Annotated in this window: 1 protein-coding gene; it reads left to right on the forward strand. The window is 68.6% G+C overall.

Annotation, left to right across the window (positions count from 1 at the left end; all coding sequences use genetic code 11):
• Positions 1 to 164: 164 nt before the first annotated feature.
• Positions 165 to 890, forward strand: coding sequence for a DivIVA domain-containing protein (locus tag ACZ6DT_RS35310; protein WP_465603394.1), 726 nt, complete (start codon positions 165 to 167; stop codon positions 888 to 890).
• The last annotated feature ends 223 nt before the right edge of the window (positions 891 to 1,113 follow it).

Consider the following 1,113-nt stretch of genomic DNA (forward strand, 5'->3'; position numbering starts at 1 on the left):
CTTTGTTGTTCTTTTCGGAACTCCTCCTTCCGCCGGGGGGATACCGTCCCGGGGCGGGGGGGGGGGACACCCCCCCCCCCCCCCCCGCTTTCACCCCTTCCGACGGTGATGAGGGCAAACTGAGCTCAGGGAATGTGGGGATCGCTGTAGGTAGGGAGTGTGCCGTGTACCGGGTTTTCGAGGCGCTCGACGAGCTCGTCACCATCGTGGAGGAAGCCCGCGGCGTGCCGATGACCTCCAGTTGCGTCGTGCCACGCGGGGACACCCTCGAGTTGCTCGACGACATCCGCGACGCCCTCCCGGGTGAGGTGGACGACGCGCAGGACGTCCTCGACAAGCGTGACCAGCTGATCCAGACCGCCCGCACCGAAGCGGCGGAGACGATCACCACGGCGAACACCGAGGCCGACCGCACGGTCGCCGACGCGCAGGCCGAGGCCGAGCGCATCCTCGCCGACGCCCGCGCCCGCGCCGAGCAGATGATGAGCGACGCGCACGGTGAGGCCGAGCGCATGGTCGCCGCCGGACAGTCCGAGTTCCAGAACCTCACCGACCGCTCGCGGGCGGAGTCGGAGCGGATGATCCAGGCTGGCCGTGACGCCTACGAGCGCGCCATCGAGGACGGCCGCGCCGAACAGGCCCGGCTCGTCGCCCAGACCGAGGTCGTCCAGGCCGCGCACGGCGAGGCGGCGCGCATCGTCGACGAAGCGCACGTCGAGGCCGACAAGCAGCGCAGTGACTGTGACGCCTACGTCGACGGCAAACTGGCCGAGTTCTCCGAACTGCTGGCGACCACGCTGCGGACGGTCGATTCCGGGCGCAACCACCTGCGGTCCCCGGTCAACCTGCCGGGCAACAGCCGGACGTCGCTGTACGACTACCAGAGCTAGTCGCGGGGCCGTATGCGGTTTCGCAGTACATGATGGCCCCCTTCCTTGCGCCTCGGTACAGGAAGGGGTCCTTCACGTACTTGCGAAGTGGCGGCTACCCACCTCGGCTCTCCGGCCCCCACGCGCGCTATGAACGGTCCGTTACTTGCAAAATTTGCAAGTAACGGACCGCTCACCCCGCGCACCCAAGCTTCTCGGACCCTTCCCGCACACCAGTGGCGGG

Source organism: Amycolatopsis sp. NPDC041971, assembly GCF_055588925.1.